General features: G+C 38.9%; 17 protein-coding genes and 1 pseudogene. 9 read left to right on the top strand and 9 right to left on the bottom strand.

Annotation, left to right across the window (positions count from 1 at the left end; genetic code table 11):
- The first annotated feature begins 210 nt into the window (after positions 1-210).
- The 4 genes from IIC38_10335 to IIC38_10320 all read left to right on the top strand — a co-directional run bounded on the left by IIC38_10335 (position 211) and on the right by IIC38_10320 (position 2,468).
- Positions 211-672, top strand: a complete 462-nt coding sequence (locus tag IIC38_10335) for a hypothetical protein (protein MCH8126348.1) — start codon at positions 211-213, stop codon at positions 670-672.
- 134 nt (positions 673-806) lie between these two features.
- Positions 807-989 carry a hypothetical protein gene (locus tag IIC38_10330; protein ID MCH8126347.1) on the top strand — a complete coding sequence of 61 codons (183 nt, stop codon included), beginning with the start codon at positions 807-809 and terminating at the stop codon, positions 987-989.
- A gap of 145 nt (positions 990-1,134) precedes the next feature.
- Complete coding sequence (locus tag IIC38_10325) at positions 1,135-1,671, top strand: GAF domain-containing protein (GenBank protein MCH8126346.1); 537 nt, start codon at positions 1,135-1,137, stop codon at positions 1,669-1,671.
- 347 nt (positions 1,672-2,018) lie between these two features.
- Positions 2,019-2,468: a response regulator gene (locus tag IIC38_10320; protein MCH8126345.1), complete on the top strand. Its 450-nt coding sequence runs from the start codon at positions 2,019-2,021 to the stop codon at positions 2,466-2,468.
- Positions 2,469-2,494: 26 nt separating this feature from the next.
- Here the strand turns inward: IIC38_10320 and queD are convergent, their stop codons facing one another.
- From queD to IIC38_10305, 3 genes are read right to left on the bottom strand one after another with little or no spacing between them, the layout of a single operon-like run.
- A complete protein-coding gene (gene queD, locus IIC38_10315; protein MCH8126344.1) occupies positions 2,495-2,851 on the bottom strand; it encodes a 6-carboxytetrahydropterin synthase QueD in 357 nt (118 codons plus the stop codon).
- Positions 2,852-2,911: 60 nt separating this feature from the next.
- Positions 2,912-3,163 (bottom strand): hypothetical protein, encoded by a 252-nt coding sequence (locus tag IIC38_10310; protein ID MCH8126343.1) that lies wholly within the window; start codon positions 3,161-3,163, stop codon positions 2,912-2,914.
- 35 nt (positions 3,164-3,198) lie between these two features.
- Entirely contained in the window at positions 3,199-4,644 is a 1,446-nt protein-coding gene (locus IIC38_10305) for an aminopeptidase P N-terminal domain-containing protein (protein ID MCH8126342.1), read from the bottom strand.
- Positions 4,645-4,838: 194 nt separating this feature from the next.
- Here IIC38_10305 and IIC38_10300 point away from each other — a divergent pair, with 194 nt between their 5' ends.
- Complete coding sequence (locus IIC38_10300) at positions 4,839-6,158, top strand: aminotransferase class III-fold pyridoxal phosphate-dependent enzyme (protein ID MCH8126341.1); 1,320 nt, start codon at positions 4,839-4,841, stop codon at positions 6,156-6,158.
- A 25-nt stretch (positions 6,159-6,183) separates the two neighbouring features.
- Positions 6,184-7,695, top strand: a complete 1,512-nt coding sequence (locus tag IIC38_10295; GenBank protein ID MCH8126340.1) for a sodium/proline symporter — start codon at positions 6,184-6,186, stop codon at positions 7,693-7,695.
- Between the two features lie 30 nt (positions 7,696-7,725).
- Here the strand turns inward: IIC38_10295 and IIC38_10290 are convergent.
- Together IIC38_10290 and IIC38_10285 are read right to left on the bottom strand one after the other, a co-directional pair.
- A pseudogene (locus tag IIC38_10290) lies at positions 7,726-8,066 on the bottom strand (GxxExxY protein).
- Between the two features lie 227 nt (positions 8,067-8,293).
- A complete protein-coding gene (locus IIC38_10285) occupies positions 8,294-9,754 on the bottom strand; it encodes a CoA-acylating methylmalonate-semialdehyde dehydrogenase (protein ID MCH8126339.1) in 1,461 nt (486 codons plus the stop codon).
- A 242-nt stretch (positions 9,755-9,996) separates the two neighbouring features.
- Between IIC38_10285 and IIC38_10280 the strand changes: the two genes are divergently transcribed.
- The 3 genes from IIC38_10280 to IIC38_10270 are packed head-to-tail and all read left to right on the top strand — an operon-like array spanning position 9,997 to position 11,631.
- Positions 9,997-10,407: a DUF3179 domain-containing protein gene (locus IIC38_10280; GenBank protein MCH8126338.1), complete on the top strand. Its 411-nt coding sequence runs from the start codon at positions 9,997-9,999 to the stop codon at positions 10,405-10,407.
- A gap of 12 nt (positions 10,408-10,419) precedes the next feature.
- On the top strand, positions 10,420-10,674 hold the full coding sequence (locus IIC38_10275; GenBank protein ID MCH8126337.1) for a DUF3179 domain-containing protein: 255 nt from the start codon (positions 10,420-10,422) through the stop codon (positions 10,672-10,674).
- Positions 10,675-10,698: 24 nt separating this feature from the next.
- On the top strand, positions 10,699-11,631 hold the full coding sequence (locus tag IIC38_10270) for a hypothetical protein (protein ID MCH8126336.1): 933 nt from the start codon (positions 10,699-10,701) through the stop codon (positions 11,629-11,631).
- 87 nt (positions 11,632-11,718) lie between these two features.
- On the opposite strand, the gene IIC38_10265 is transcribed toward IIC38_10270, so the two are convergent.
- The 4 genes from IIC38_10265 to IIC38_10250 form a co-directional block, all read right to left on the bottom strand.
- Positions 11,719-11,928, bottom strand: a complete 210-nt coding sequence (locus IIC38_10265; GenBank protein MCH8126335.1) for a cold-shock protein — start codon at positions 11,926-11,928, stop codon at positions 11,719-11,721.
- 198 nt (positions 11,929-12,126) lie between these two features.
- Complete coding sequence (locus IIC38_10260) at positions 12,127-13,149, bottom strand: threonine/serine dehydratase (GenBank protein ID MCH8126334.1); 1,023 nt, start codon at positions 13,147-13,149, stop codon at positions 12,127-12,129.
- 326 nt (positions 13,150-13,475) lie between these two features.
- Entirely contained in the window at positions 13,476-15,206 is a 1,731-nt protein-coding gene (locus IIC38_10255) for a hypothetical protein (protein ID MCH8126333.1), read from the bottom strand.
- A gap of 9 nt (positions 15,207-15,215) precedes the next feature.
- Positions 15,216-15,579, bottom strand: a 364-nt coding sequence (locus IIC38_10250; protein MCH8126332.1) for a hypothetical protein, incomplete at its 5' end; no start/stop codon positions are given.

Genomic DNA, 15,579 nt, shown 5'->3' with positions numbered 1-15,579 from the left:
TCAACAATAAAACTCTACTTTTAACCCAGATTTTAAAAAGTAAAATATTAACAGTCTGTTAAGATTTGATCATAATGATTCGATAAATTAAAATGATGCCATGATTCAATCAATTAAATAAGTGAAATAAGGATTGTGGGGTTTCCAAAAATCTTCAAGATCATGAATCACTTCGAAAAACCTCAACATTTCAATTCCTGCAAATTGATTTTGGCAACTGCCTTTATTGCGATCCTTGCCGCCAATGTCCAGGCACAGAAACCAAAAATCAAATTTCAACACCTGACAATCAAGGATGGATTATCGCAAGGCCCGGTAGATTGTATCTTCCAGGATAACAAGGGAATCATATGGTTTGGCACAGAAGACGGACTGAATAAATACGATTATGATTCAGATCAATTATTTCGCTATCGGTCGGATCCTTCAGACCATCAAAATCTCAGTAGTAATTTTGTAACTGCGATTTACGAAGATAAATCCGGTATACTTTGGATTGAAACAGAAAATGGATTGAATCAGTTAGATCGGAGCAATAATCAATTCAACCGATATCAAATTCATTCTGCTAAAATAAATAATTCACTCAATAATAAAGTCACGGAAATAAGCAGGGATCAAGAAGGTAATCTTTGGATTGCGACTGATAGAAGTAGGACTCAAATAATTTAATTCAACAAGAATCTCCAACAAATCGATTTCGGCAAATGTTTCTTATCTAAATCAACCTAAAATCAACCTATTTCTGACACCATGAAACTCTCATTATCTTATAAAGAAAACTTTATTTCGTTTGAATTTGAGTATTGAATTATGTCATTCCAGAAAAGAATCAACATGCCTATAAAATGGATGGAATTGACAAAAAGTGGAATTATGAGGGTAACCGAAGATTTGTTAATACTACAAACTTCAGCCTCGGCGATTACACGTTTAATGTAAAAGGGTCAAACAATGATGGAAATCGGAACCAAGAGGGGCAAGTATAAAAATTACAATTACACCTCCCTTTTGGCAAACCCTTTGGTTTGGTAGCCTAATTATTTTTTTGGTGTTATTCTTAATTCTCATCATTTCATTTACAAACTAAGAACTCGTTCAATCAAGGAAAGAAATAAAATACTGGAACAATGTGTGGAAGAACGCACAGCATCTCTACAACGGGAAATTAAAGATCGAATTCGTACTGAAGAAGCTTTGCATCAGAAAACAACCCTAATCAAATTACATCAAGAAATAGCTGTTGCAGCAAATAAAGCGCTTACAATGGAAGATGCTGCCCAGGCATGTATCGATAAAGTATGTGATTACATGAGGTGGCCAATTGGACATGTCTATTTGCCGTCTGAGAATTCACCGACGGAAATGATTCCGTCTTCAATTTGGCACCTTGACGACGCGAAAAAGTTTGAGGAATTCCAGAACATAACGGCCTCTTACAGATTTTCACCGAATGTTGGATTACCAGGTACTGTTTTAGCTACAAAAAAACCGGATTGGACTACACTTCCGAAAAAAGAAAGGGAGTTTACTCGAGCAAAAGTAGCCAGACAAATTGGCATCGAAAGTGGATTTGCTTTTCCTGTATTGTTAGGCGATGAAGTAGTAGCTGTTCTGGAATTTTTTTCGGAAAAATCCAGTAGCCTGATAAATCATTCATTGATGCGATGACCCAAATAGGCACACAATTAAGCCGAGTTAATTGAGAGATCACAGGCAAAAGCTGCTTTGCTGAAAGCCAAAGAGACTGCCGAAACTGCTACAAAAGCAAAAAGTGAATCCCTGGCTATTATGAGCCACGAAATTCGAACCCCCTCTTAATGGAATTATCGGTATGACCAGTTTGTTGAAGTGAAGCAGGATCAGGTTCAACATTTTGGTTCACTGCAGTTTTTGAAAAGCAGCCTCCTAATAAATTACAAGATTATCAAGGACCAAACAAAAGTCAAGTTTCAGATGAAAACATTCAAATAACATCTCAATCAGGACATAATCAAAGCGAAATAAAACTTTTACTTGTGGAAGATAATTTAACCAATCAAAAAGTTGCCAAACGTTTTATCGAAAAATTAGGCTACCGGGTGGATGTGGTGTTTAACGGAAAAGAAGCAGTTGAAGTGTTGAAATACAGTCATTACGATTTGATTTTTATGGATATTCAAATGCCAGAAATGGACGGAATCGAGGCAACAAAAATCATCCGAAACCCTGAATCAGAAGTTAAAAATCACAATATTCCTATAATCGCCATGACCGCACACGCTTTAAAGGGAGACCGGGAGAGGATGTTGGATGCGGGAATGGACGATTACATTGCCAAACCGATTCGCACAAAAGAGCTTGCAATTGTATTGGAAAGACAACTATCTGCAAACATTACGCTGGGGCAAACCTCAAAAAGAAATCCGCAAAAGAATATGGTGGATCAATCCATGATTCAGGATATCCTAGACAATTCTAGAAATTGATATAAAAACCTTTAGAATAAGATGATTTATTCACCCAGATAGGTGCATCCGGCGTTACAAGTCTCGTGCACGTCAATTTGATGGAGTTGGGGCAAATTACTGCTGAGCCTTTTCCAAAGGTATCTTGCTATATTTTCACTTGTTGGATTTTCTAATCCGGGTATTTCATTTAAATAATGATGGTCTAATTCCGTAAGTATGGGATCAAATGCTTTTTTAATATCGGCAAAATCAATAACCCAGCCTACATCCGCATCGACTTCCCCGGAAGCATGAATTACCACTCTAAACGAATGCCCATGTAGTCTTTTACATTTATGACCATCGGGAACATTTGGTAAATAATGTGCAGCTTCAAATTTAAATGATTTGAAAACAATCATAATATTCATTGATCCTACAAGTTAAATATTTTCAACCAGCTTTCTAATATCATATGAAAACTAGCTGTATAACCGGTTTTTCTGCGCTATCAATAACAATAAATGAGGAGTTAAAGTAATCCTGTTTTCACCTTTAAAGGATTTGGATTTTTCATCAAATTCCAATTTAATACGGTAGTGAATCGCATCATAATTATGGCTGTGTTCGGTTTGTTTTGGTCGATCGTATATATTTACTGTCTGGGAATTAGAGATTTGCGATCCCAAGAAAAAAAGAAGAGAAATCAAAATCGAAAATTGGTGCTTTTTCATAATTATTTTCTTTGCCAACAACAACTTGTTTTGAATCAAGGACTATTAGATATTGACTTTGTTGCAGGCCGTATCTGCAAAATCCCTCTTTCTTCCATTAATTTCTCTATTCCCTCAATTTCAGTTGGTACGAAATTGGTAAAATTCTCTACGCCCTCTTCCGTTACAACCACAACATCTTCAATGCGAACATAAAGTTTTTCCTCCGGAACCCACAACATGGGATCAATCGAGAATACCATACCTGGTTTTAATAAACCGTCCCTATAATTCCCAACATCATGAACTGCCATTCCTACAGAATGGGATAAATGTCCCCGAAAAGTCAGGGTACCCTCACAAGCCTTTTTGTATGCTGGCTTTGAGAATCGAGTTTTCTCAAAGACTCCTTTCATCACCTCTGCGGCCTCATCCATTACTTTGGCTGCGGAAACTCCAGGGCGAATGTATTGCAATATTGTTTTGTAGTACTTCAAGATAAAACCATATAACTCACGCTGTCCGGAAGTAAATTTGCCATTAACCGGCCACATTCTGGCAACATCGCTGGTGTAGAAACGGTACTCCGGTGCATAATCCATTAAAACCAGATCACCACTTTTTAGTACACTTTTATTGTGAAAATAGTGTCCCATCCATGCATTGGTCCCGCCGGCAGTGATTGAAGAGTAGCCTTCATTGCGGGCGCCATTAATCAAGAAAATATACCGGGCTGCCCCATCCAATTGATATTCCATCACACCTGGCTTTGTGCTTCGCATCGCTTCCATAAGACCCATCCCAGCCAATTGACTCGCACGCCGGATCAATATTATTTCAGCCGGACTTTTTACGACACGTATGTCATCCAATATCGGTGATAGATCCTGTATTTCGAACTGCGGGAATCTGGACTTCAGCAAATGGATAAAATGTCCTTCTCGAGAAGGGCTGCCATCCCAGGGATCGGATGCAATTGCAGCGTTACCGCGGATTAATTCATCGCGACTGGTTGCCTTTCCTTCAGCCGGACTGAAAGGCGTATATACTGATGGAAACGGTGCCCTTATCAGAAAACCTGTGAAATGTCTGGCCATTAAGTCTGAACCATAAACCGCATCGACGCCAGTCAATTCTTTCACCAATTTAACATCTTCCGCTGAAAGAACTTTACCTTCATTGCGCTCACGAGCTTCATCGCGATGGGGCAAATACAAGGTCGATCGCCGATTCCTTCCATCCATTAGCAAATAGGAATGTGGGGTTTCCAATCCGCATAGATAGTAGAATTCATTGGATTGACGAAAGACTTCAAATCCACGAACAGCAGTTCCGCCTTGGATAAGTGCCAAGGAGTGATTTCCAATTTTATCAAAAACTCGCGATCTGCGTTCCGCGAACTCCTCGATAGTAAAATCAGTTTGATAATAATAATTCTCTTGAGAGAACAAAAGGATTGGAAAAAATAACAAGCCAAAGATTAAAACACCTAGTTTAGCCATAACTCTACCTCTATTTCTTTAATATTTTATTTAGTGATTTATGAATATTAAGAGATCATACTTTAGAAGCAAGACAAAACCCTACTGATTGGATCAATCAAAACGAAATATGCTTTTTTCACTTGCTTTAATTGGATTTATTCATTTTATAATGAATTCATACAATCAAATACAACCACAGAAAAGAGGATCGCATGAATTCTCAGGAAATGATCGAGCTTTGTCAAAAGCATACAATTTATGAATGGTCATCCATTGAGTCGGTAAATCCAATACCTGTGGCTAAAGCCCAGGGTGTTTATTTCTGGACGCCGGAAGGAAAGCGCTTCATCGATTTTAACAGCCAGCTGATGTGTGTAAATATCGGCCATGCCCATCCCAAAGTCATCAAGGCGATGAAAAATGCTCTGGATGATCTCATTTATGTCTATCCATTAACTGCAACAGAATCCAGAGCTAAGTTAGGGAAGAAACTGGCTCAAATTGTACCTGGCAATATTAACACATTCTTTTTCACAGTTGGCGGAGCGGAAGCAAATGAAAATGCTATTCGAGCTGCGCGCCTTTATACCGGGCGCCAAAAAATTCTGTCTCGCTACAGAAGTTATCATGGCGGCAGCCATCTTTGCATGCAGCTAACCGGGGATCCACGTAGAATACCCAATGAACCCGGAACTCCCGGAATTGTCCATGTGTTAGATCCTCAGCCATATAATTATTCCTTTGGCAACTCTGAAGAAGAAATCACCAAGGATAACCTCATATATTTGGATGAGGTTATCCAGTACGAAGGACCCAATAACATAGCTGCTATGATTGTGGAGACAGTAACCGGCACCAATGGAATTCTCGTACCTCCCAAAGGCTATCTGCAAGGCCTTCATGAATTGCTGAATCAATATGACATCCTTTTGATATGCGATGAGATTATGAGCGGTTTTGGCAGAACAGGTAAGATGTTTGCATTTGAACATTTTGGGATAATACCAGATATTGTAACGATGGCAAAAGGATTGACGAGTGCATATATACCACTGGGTTGTGTCGGTGTAAGCGATGCAATTGCAGATCATTTTCGGAAGAATGTTTTTTGGGGTGGATTAACCTATAACTCCCATCCATTAGCATTGAATACTGCTATGGCTGTTATTGAAGTCATACAGGAGGAAGATTTAGCAGAAAATGCAGCCAGGTTGGGAAAAATCATGCGTGATGAAATGGATCGTCTCACACGAAAACATCCCAGCGTCAAAGAAGGCAGATGCATCGGTCTTTTTGGTATGATCGACATCCAGAAAAACGCTAGCGGTGAGTTAATAGCGCCGTACAACGGAACTTCCGAACCTATGAAAAAGTTAGCAAATTTTTTCCGCGAGGAAGGATTGTTCACTTTCTTGCGCTGGGCCAGCTTCATGTGTAATCCCCCGCTTTGCATCACCGAAAAGCAGTTACTCGAAGGATTTGAAATTATAGACCGGGGTCTTGATTTAACCGATCAAGCATTTGAAGGTTGACACTCTTTGAGAAGGAATTGAATCTATGTTGATAAAGCTCAGTATTGTTCTTTTGTACCTAGCAGTCTTAATTGGGATAGGCTTTCTTGCATCCCGCCGGATGAAAAATCTCCGAGATTATTTTGCTGCCGGCAAAAAACTTGGGTTCCTGACAGTTGCTTTTTCTGCAAGGGCAACCGGGGAATCTGCATGGCTTTTGCTTGGATTAACAGGCATGGGAGCTGCGGTTGGATTAAAAGCTTTTTGGGTCGTTTTGGGAGAAGTACTGGGAGTTGCATTTGCCTGGATTTTTATGGCTCGCCGGTTCAAACGATTAACCGATGAATACGATTCCATCACCATTCCGGATTACCTGGAATCGAGATTTCGAGACAAAAGTCACCATCTTCGGTTGGTTTCAGCTGCGACATTGGTGATTTTTGTAACTATTTATGTAAGCGCCCAAATATTCGCCACCGGGAAAGCATTCAACAGTTTTTTAGACTGGAATTTTTATTTAGGCGCTATCATTGGATTTGGCGTTGTGTTGGTTTATAGCGTAGCTGGCGGTTTTCTGGCTGTAGCATGGTCCGATGTTTTCCAAGGCTCGTTAATGATTCTTGGCCTTGTCTTTCTTCCGGTTTTTGGTTTAGTTTCAATAGGAGGCTGGTCATCTTTAACAACTTCCCTGAATTCCATTGATCCGGCATTAATGACCATCACAGGAGCTGGCGGTTGGAGTATCATCAATATTGCTTCTATTTTTTCATTGGCTTTAATAGGCTTAGGATTCATGGGTTCTCCGCAAATCTTCGTCAGGTTTATCGCCCTAAAGGAAGAAAAAGAAATTCCTAAAGGGACAGTGGTCGCAATTCTTTGGACTTTATTCGCAGATTCCGGGGCGGTATTAACAGGCATTGTGGGTAGGTCGCTACTAACAGGTCCTAATGATACTCTCGAATCTGTGTTGGGAGAAAATGCTGAAGCCGTATTACCTATGCTTGTAGATTCACTGCTGCCCATGTTTTTGGTGGGATTATATATCGCAATTGTATTGTCTGCAATAATGTCGACAGTCGACTCTTTACTTCTCGTAGCTAGCAGTGCTGCAGTTCGCGATTATTACCAGAAAGTTCGCCATCCAAATCTTAAAGACGATGAATTGGTTGGATTAAGCCGTAAAGTCACTATTGCTATTGCCCTTATCGCCCTATGTATTGCTTTATTTGTTGCCTGGCTCACTAAAGGAGGAACGATTTTCTGGTTTGTCATTTTTGGCTGGGGTGGTATCGCAGCCACATTTTGCCCAACCATTATTCTGTCTCTTTTTTGGCGGGGAATGACTGCCAACGGTGCAATTGCAGCGATGATTACAGGATTTGTTTGTATACCTATTTTCAATTTTTGGGCGCCGCATTGGCCAGGTGTTGGAGAATTCTTCTCACAACTAAGCGAATTGCCACCCGCATTTTTGCTGTCTGGGATTATGGGAGTATTGGTAAGTATATTTATGCCACAGAATCACACGGAAAGACACAGAAAAACCATTGAAAATTGATTTCATTATCTAACTCAATTGATTTTTACATTATAAATCGTTTAAAGGTGCATTTCTCTCCCCATAATTTAATAGTAACCCTACACGTAGATTAGTTGCTTTTAAATAATTCAGCAGTTGGGAACTACGTTTTAAATTCAATTCTTTTTCAGCCTTTATCTCAACAATGATTTTATTTTCAACTAATAAATCTGCAGTATAATTCCAATCTTTTTTTGTTTATAGTACACATCAATGGGATACTGCTGTTTCGCTTTAATATTTCTCAGATTCAATTCCTCTACCAATGAATTTTCATATACTTTTTCCAGAAATCCATATCCTAGAATTTTCCAAACTTCAAAGGCAGCCCCAAGAATCTTCTCAGTTATTTCACTATATAGTGTCTGAACAAAAACTCGACAACTAGTGTCATTCCGTTAATCTTTTGAGCCGGAATCTAATCATTTCAAGCAGGTAGATTCCCGCTAAAAGCATGCGGGAATGACAGAATGGGTGCTTTTCGTTCAAACACTATGATAGCAAGTTTTTCATTTTATCCCTCCCTCTAAAGTATCCAATTTATTTTTTTCAGCGCTTTTCCGTGTGATTCCGTGGCCTAACTCCACCGCTCAATCACGACTTTAGTTTGTGTAAAAAACTCTATTGAATGTTTCCCCTGTCCATGCAAATCGCCGTAAAAACTATCCTTCCATCCGCTGAATGGGAAAAAGGCCATGGGTGCTGCAACACCAACATTGATACCAATATTTCCCGCCTCGACTTCGTAACGAAATTTCCTGGCATAAGAACCATTTTTGGTAAACAGACATGCCATGTTGCCATATTGTCCGGAATTGACAAACTCAATTGCTTCTTCGATCGTTTCAAAATGCATTAAACCCAGAACCGGGCCAAATATCTCGGATTTAACCACATCACTTTTGGGATGTAAATTTGCAAGAATGGTGGGTCGAATAAAATATCCCTTTTCATATCCTGGTATGACTGCTTTCCGGCCATCAACCACCGGCTTTGCACCTTCCGAAATACTTTTCTCTACGATCGATTCTATTCTACTTTTACTTTCAGATGTGATCACAGGACCCATATCCACACCCTCATCCAATCCATACCCTACATTTCTATTCATTACTGCACTTACAATTGAGTCTGTAAATGGTTGCCGAGCTTCGCCAACAGTAATTGCGAGCGAGCCGGCAAGGCATCTTTGACCGGCACACCCGAATGCACTTTCGGCCAAAACATTTGAAGCTTCCTGGAAGTCAGCATCAGGCATTACAATGACCGGATTTTTAGCCCCCCCCTGGCATTGAGCCCTTTTCCCATTTTCTGCAGCGCGAGTATAAATGTATTTTGCTACTGGCGTTGAACCGACAAAACTGACGGCACGAATTGCCGGATGATCTAAAATGGAATCGACAGCTTCATTTGCCCCATTCACTAAATTTACCACACCCTTGGGCAATCCTGTTTTCTCGATTAGCTCAAAAGCCTTTTGCATGGTCACAGGTGTCTTCTCGGAAGGTTTAATGATTACCGTGTTTCCACAAGCAATTGCCATTGGCATAAACCAGAAAGAGATCATCCCTGGGAAATTGAAAGGAGCAATAATTGCACAGACACCAATAGGTTGGCGAATCATCATTTCATCAATTCCGCGAGCTATGTCCTCATTGTTATATCCCTGGATCATCATTGGCGTACCACAAGCCACCTCAACATTTTCGATTGCTCTTCTTATTTCACCCTGGGATTCTTGCAACGTCTTGCCACACTCCATTGTGATTGTCCTGCTGAGTTCCTCAAAATGCTCTTCCAATAGATATTTCAAATTAAACAAGTACTGAATACGCTCTGTAATGGGTGTACGCCGCCAATCTACCAAGGCTCGAGAAGCAGCTTGAATTGCCTGGTCGACTTCTTCAGAGGGTGACAATGGAACGTGGGCCATCAACTCTGTGGTCGCTGGATTGATTACTGCCAAAAGATCCATAGCTTTTGATTTTTGCCATTTCCCGTCGATAAAATTTTTCAAGTCTTGCTTTTGTTCTTGCATTGTTTCTCCTTAATAAAATTGTCAATTTGTATCTTAATTGAAATTCCAATTGTTTATATTCGCAGGACAAGACAAGATTTGGATCCAGAAAAAATTAGCTGATTTTCTTTAGAATATATATATCATTTGGAATAACTCCCATAAAGAATCCGTTCTATTATTTTGAACTTAAAAGAAATATTAGATACAATATCAACCGGGATAAAACGAATTAATAGTATTTAAAAATTAAAGGGTTTGCCATGTTTACCTATTCAAAAACAATTATGAAATATGTATCTGTATTATTCTTAACGATCAGTTGCAGTAGTGATGTTTCCGGACCGGATGGAGCAAAAGTTGAAATGAAGGATGGAAGGTATTTAATCGTTGATAACACTGGCAAAAAGTGGGATGTAACTCATGCCAAAGAAAAATACGGTATGGAACCTGCAGAATTTCAATTCGGATTAGGACCATTTGCTATCAAACCTATTTTAAATCCAAAAATGCTTTCTCCAGGGGATACCGGTTATCCCTTTGATAATGAAACCTTTTTGGTTCTGGCAACCGAAATTAACAATGATCCTCGTGCATACTCTATCGGAGTATTGAGCATTCATGAAATTGCTAATGAAATATTTGCAGATGCACATGTCGCTGTAGCTTACTGACCTCTCGTCGATTTGGCTGCCGTGTACAGCCGTGAAATAGATGATAAAGTCTTAACATTAAGTGCCAGCGGTTGGACATACAAAAATACTTTTGTACTTTTCGACTACGAGACCGAAAGTATGTGGTATCATCTTTCCGGGACCGACGGGCTAACCAGTATTGCTGGTGTTTATAAAGACAGAAAATTGGAGGAATTGATTTCTGTAAAAACAAGATGGAAGGATTGGGTGGCCAGTCATCCGGATACAAAAATTTTGGATTATTAATTATTGAGTTGGATTGTCCTTGTCATGAAGAATCAGAAAATATTTTGTTATTCAACAAGTTATTTTATCCTGGTTCTTTTTTTTCTATCATTCAGTGTAAATACTTTTGCAGGAGCATGGCCTCAAAAAAAGGGTGGATATTATTTCAAACTTTCGGGAAACTACTTTTTCACCAGGTCGGAATTCAATCATCTTGGCAATAAAGTAGCAATTTTTGCCGAAAAAATTGCTTTTAAAAATGCTTCTTTCCGTGATTTCAATATCAATATATACGCTGAATATGGCTTTACTTCAAAGTTAACAGGCATCGTAAATGTACCGTTTAAAATATTAAACTCGAAATGGGATAAGTATCTAACTCAAGACATTCTTGCCAGCCGTGAATCCTTATTTACAAATGGTCTAGGAGATTTTTCTCTTATCAGCCGATACGCGATAATCACAAACCCGATTGTTTTGTCACTACAAGGAGGCGTCAAATTGCCTTTAGGCTATGATAAGAGACCGAGTAATGATGGAGCTCCTTTAGGCACTGGAGATTTAGATTATGAGGGTCATTTATTATTTGGATTTAGTTTTCATCCCATACCTATTTATTTTACATCAGGTATTGGCTACAGAGTTAGAACCGGCAGACTTCATGATGAAATTCTTTACTCAGTTGAAATCGGGTATAATAAAAATCGCCTGCTATTCAAGATCAACCTGGATGGAATTCAAAATACAACTACACCACTTGACTTAATAGGATTACCCGTCGTTACACCCTTGCCCGGTGGAGGCGGTGTTAACCCTTCCGTGATCGTTGGCGACCAAAATATTCTAAAAATCAGTCCAGCTATTATTTATAATATTAAAGATCATTTAGCTATCCAGGCAGAAGTTCTCCATATTTTTTCAGGTAAAAACACAACGAGTGGTTCAATATTTTCTTTGGGATTTATTTTTTCCAAATGAGGAACTTTTCATAACAAAGATGATGTAATTTCATTTTCACCAAAAAAAGACACATCCCCGGATGTGCCTTTTAAAAATAAAAAATTATTACAAGGCAACCACATCAAGGGCTTGGGGGCCTTTCTCTCCTTGACCGATAGCAAATTCAACTTTTTGGCCCTCCTGAAGTGTTCGAAATCCATCGGTTTTGATTGATGTATAATGAACAAATACATCTTCTCCCTGTTCACGGACAATGAACCCAAATCCTTTTTTTTCATTGAACCATTTAACAGTTCCGGTTTCGCGATCTGCCATAACCTTACCTCCTCGAAACAAAAGAATATAATTTAATTTAACTCAACTATTTGATGGCAGAGCGCTCAGACCTGAATAAACCATCAGATTTCTAGTTACATAAAAGAACGAATACCAACCAAATTTCGCACAATTTAAGAAGGTAAATATTTATTGTCAAGAAAAAAAATAAATTTTCTTGTTAATATTAAGATTCAGTTAATTGTGCCCAATACTGCCTGTTTTCGCATGTTGATAATAACTTTCCAAATCTATATTAGTACCACATATGATCAAACCAATTCGCTTACCAGCCAAACGTTGCCGTAATGGACCCAGTAAAGCAGCCATTGCAGCAGCACCTGCCGGTTCAACAGCAAGTTTCATCTCCTGGAAAAGTAAAAACATAGCGCTGCATATCTCATCATCGTTAACCAAAATAAGTTCATCTACATATTTTTGGCATAGAGACAAGCTATATGGGGCGGTATGTGGGGCGCCAAGGCTATCGGCAATAGTGCGAACTTTATCTAGTGACTCCGGTTTTCCCGATGCAAAGCTAAGATGCATTGTATTCGCGCCTTCAGGTTCAATACCAAAGACAGCGCAATCCGGCTGAAGTTGTTTAACTGCAGCCGATACCCCTGCACAAAGCCCGCCACCTCCAATGGGTATTAAAACAGCATCCAGTTTTTCAACTTGTTCACAAAACTCAAGGCCTAAAGTCGCGGTTCCTAAAGCAGTTAATGGGCCTTCAAATGGATGAACAAAAATTCTCCCTTCTTTTGATTCGATTTCATGGACTCGATCAAATGCTTTGTGAACATCGTCAACCAATATCACTTCTGTTCCCATGGATTTACATCGCTGCACCCTGGCAGGATTTGCTGATTTTGGCATCACAACTTTTGCGGTTGTACCAAGCACACTGGCCGCATACCCTAAGGCAATGGCATGGTTCCCCGCACTAACGCCGGTTACGCCGCGTGCCAACTCCTCTTTCGAAAGAGAAAACATATTGGTCAAAGCACCCCTGGGTTTAAAACTACCGCTAAATTGGAAAAGCTCCAATTTAAGAAATACTTGGGAATCTTTTCCCAAATAATTAGCTACAACATCCGACTGCATATGCCAAACGGGTGTTTTTCGGATCAGATTTCCCAATCGCTTCCGGGCATTGCGAATTTCCGAGACATCCGGACTAGAAATTTCTTGAAATTGTTTGCGTTCTAAGTTTAACATGAGCAACCCTTAGACGGATTAATTATATTCAGTTCAAAAACTATTCAATATAATGAGTTCGTGAGTTTGGGTCAATAAAAAAAAGCAACTGTGGTAATGTATTCAGTTGCTTCTTAACAAAACATAATTGCGCTTGTCAAAATCAAAGAGATCTGTTATTTTTTAAACCTGCCATGATTTAATTATTAGCATTTTCTTGGACCCATTCGGGATAATTCAATACACAATTGCTCAAAACAAAACCCCGTAAAATATATTTAACGGGGTTTTATTCAAAGTAGGTATATGCTAAAGTTACGGATTAAATCTATCCATTCCCAAATCGATCATTTTAATGAAGTGTTTAGAGTATAATAAAAGCGGTAAACAGAAGCCATTTCGTGTTCGCTTTTAAACTCCTTGATCGGGACTAACTTAAAATGTTGTTTTGTGGTTTCCTTTTCATAATTATTTAAAGTCATAAAAAAATCTTCAGCGGTGGGGTTGGTATTATTTAATATCGAAGCATGAAGAATTTTAAGGTCGCCACGATCCAATACTTTCAGCATTGTTAATTTGTCAGAAATATTCATGATTTTAGTCCGTTGGGCTTGCACTTTAAAAGAAAATTTGCGACGCTCGCTGGGTGATATACCAATCTCTCTTTCGGCATACTCATAGAGTGTTGCATCCTTCGGCACCTCATTTTGCAAATAAGTCATCAACTGCTTAAAGTTGTTATTCGCTTCGATCGTTAATTTAATAGCATCAATACGGTCGGTCAAAAAAACGGCCTTGTTAAAAAAAGGTATAGCAAATACAAGTATTGTGAATACTACAACTCCTCCGACCATGGCTAATTTTTTCAACTGCTCTGTGGAATACTTTTCCCAAACATTTTTGCACCGGCAAATCAATCGAGCTGAAAGAATGCCTATTACCATAGCAAACGGGAATCCGGCCCCTAACAAATAACCATTGTGGTAATAAATACTCATGAGAAATAAAAACAAAGATGCAAGAGCCCAACCAATGGGCATGCGTAATTCATCATCAAATATGAATAGATACAAACAGCATAACACAAACCAGTAAATGGCATAAGGTTGATGTAACATAAGGAGAAATGTTACTATCAAAATTACGGGCGGCCACATCCAATCCAGTTTTTTGAATTTAAATCTTTCTTTAGCTTTCTGTGCTAAATGGTGAAAAACGCCACCTCCAAAAACCAAAAGCATAATTGAGCCTGTAATCCCACTCGTCAGAATAGTACCGTAATAGAAGAATCTTTCCGAAAGATAATTTAACACTTTATCATAATCGGAAGCGAACGCCAAAACCGAAATGCGGCCGATCGACCATGAAAATGTAATCACAAAAAAGCCGGCCATCAAAATACCTAGTATTGGTAAATATTTGCGTAAAGAGAAGTTCGATAGGCTACCCCTATGCTCGAAGAGAAAAGTGACCAGGATCGCTATCAAAATGATCGGCGTAGTTTGCCGGCTCATTGCCGGAACCAAAAAAAGGAGCATGCCAACCAAATTATACCAACTGTACTTCTTTAAAAAGCACCAAAAAAAGTAAATCATGCCAAGCTGGTAAAAAAAAGAGACTGCCGTATGTAAGAGAAATAGGTTATACATACTTCCATGAAAGACTGCGAATAGCGCCAGACAGCTCAATACTGCAGCAAGCATTCCTGATCGCTTTTCCACCAGTCTAAATAAAAAATAAACAGCTGCAATAAAAAATAACCCCCCGATAAAATAATATGGGCCTGATGTGGTTCCGAATAAATGCCATAAAGCTTTAACATAAAGATAAACAAACGGCCGCCAGGCTCCGGCGATTCCCGGATAGTTATCAAACTTGTTCACCTCAGGGTTAGTGGATAGAGCTTCGTAAAAGGGTTGAGTAAATTCTTTTGCCCACAACAACTTTACTGAATCGTCGTGGCGAAAATAGAATTGCGAACCCAGAATTGGAATGCTGATAAAGGGAGCTAATGCCAAAACGATTGAAAGTATCCGAATAGTTTTCGGAGAAAATTGTATTTTATAAATTTGTTTCAATTTTCTGTCTTATTTAAATCCTTTAAAATAATTCAATTCAGTGGCTACTCCATTTGAGAAAGCAAATACACGTAACTCGGAAATGTCCAGGTTATCGACCTTGAACATTTTTAATGGGAGTTCAAACCTGAAACCGCTTTTCAAAAGTGCATTACTATATTTCTTAGAAAGATCAGGTCGATTAACATTATTCTGCCCCCAATAGATATTTTCTCCTTTGTGAAGTACCATAATTACGACTGGTAGATGAGGATTCTTTAAATCAATAGCCCAGCCAATTAATTCAACTTTGTTATTATTTTCTAAATTCACTTTTTCTAATAAGCCCTTCAAAGCATTTTTGGCTAATGGTATTTTTAAACCATTTTCGTAA

It is taken from the genome of candidate division KSB1 bacterium (assembly GCA_022566355.1).
Classification (GTDB): domain Bacteria; phylum Zhuqueibacterota; class JdFR-76; order JdFR-76; family DREG01; genus JADFJB01.
Note: the sequence above shows the minus strand (reverse complement) of the source record. Positions and strands in the feature narration are given on the sequence as shown.

What these genes read in the sequence shown, in the direction of transcription:
- IIC38_10305 (MCH8126342.1), bottom strand. Translation starts at nt 4,644, where the DNA reads ATGGCTAAACTAGGTGTTTTAATCTTTGGCTTGTTATTTTTTCCAATC.
- queD (MCH8126344.1), bottom strand. Translation starts at nt 2,851, where the DNA reads ATGATTGTTTTCAAATCATTTAAATTTGAAGCTGCACATTATTTACCA.
- IIC38_10285 (MCH8126339.1), bottom strand. Translation starts at nt 9,754, where the DNA reads ATGCAAGAACAAAAGCAAGACTTGAAAAATTTTATCGACGGGAAATGG.
- IIC38_10295 (MCH8126340.1), top strand. Translation starts at nt 6,184, where the DNA reads ATGTTGATAAAGCTCAGTATTGTTCTTTTGTACCTAGCAGTCTTAATT.
- IIC38_10260 (MCH8126334.1), bottom strand. Translation starts at nt 13,149, where the DNA reads ATGTTAAACTTAGAACGCAAACAATTTCAAGAAATTTCTAGTCCGGAT.
- IIC38_10265 (MCH8126335.1), bottom strand. Translation starts at nt 11,928, where the DNA reads ATGGCAGATCGCGAAACCGGAACTGTTAAATGGTTCAATGAAAAAAAA.
- IIC38_10310 (MCH8126343.1), bottom strand. Translation starts at nt 3,163, where the DNA reads ATGAAAAAGCACCAATTTTCGATTTTGATTTCTCTTCTTTTTTTCTTG.
- IIC38_10270 (MCH8126336.1), top strand. Translation starts at nt 10,699, where the DNA reads ATGAAGAATCAGAAAATATTTTGTTATTCAACAAGTTATTTTATCCTG.
- IIC38_10300 (MCH8126341.1), top strand. Translation starts at nt 4,839, where the DNA reads ATGAATTCTCAGGAAATGATCGAGCTTTGTCAAAAGCATACAATTTAT.
- IIC38_10280 (MCH8126338.1), top strand. Translation starts at nt 9,997, where the DNA reads ATGTTTACCTATTCAAAAACAATTATGAAATATGTATCTGTATTATTC.